Source organism: Neoluteolibacter marinus (assembly GCF_014904755.1).
GTDB classification, from domain to species: Bacteria; Verrucomicrobiota; Verrucomicrobiia; order Verrucomicrobiales; family Akkermansiaceae; genus Haloferula; species Haloferula marina.
In genome coordinates this window covers 1-507 of sequence record NZ_JACZFQ010000347.1, presented here as the reverse complement: position 1 = coordinate 507, position 507 = coordinate 1, and the positions used below count along the sequence as shown (strand labels likewise).

At 65.1% G+C, this 507-nt stretch carries 1 protein-coding gene; it reads right to left on the bottom strand.

Features of this window, described 5'->3' with window-relative positions:
• The coding region (gene nrdH / locus IG178_RS25200) for a glutaredoxin-like protein NrdH (protein ID WP_193215297.1) at positions 1-225 on the bottom strand (225 nt) is incomplete at its 3' end.
• Positions 226-507: the final 282 nt, after the last annotated feature.

Here is a 507-nt window from a genome sequence, read left to right as displayed (position 1 = left end):
GCGCACCGCGAGCTGGGAGATCATGTCCGGGCGGTAGCCGGACCAGTGGTCCTCACCGGTCTCCACGACCGGGACCTGCTGGTAGCCCAGGCTCACGACGTGCTCGTAGGCGGCCTGGTCCTCGGTCACATCGACGACGCTGTAGTCGATGCCCTTCTTGGCGAGCGCACGGTAGGTGGCGTTGCACTGGACGCAGGAGGGCTTGCTGTAGACGGTCACTGACATGTCGGTGATCCCTTCCTGTTCATGGGGGTGAGTGGCGTGGTGAGAAGAGCCGCTCCGAGGCCTCCGGCTGGTGCCGGTGCTCGGTGCAGGACCGCCGTTTCGGGGGCTCCGATCGGTCCGCGTCATCCGGGCCGCTCTGTTTCCTGCGCTGGATAGAGATACTACATCTAGTGCCGCACCCTCGGCACGACCCCAAGATGATGTGTGATGGTCAGATTCGTCACCATCGGGCTCCCTCCCCAGGATGTCCACAGACCGGGTGTCCTCACCAGCCGCTGCGGA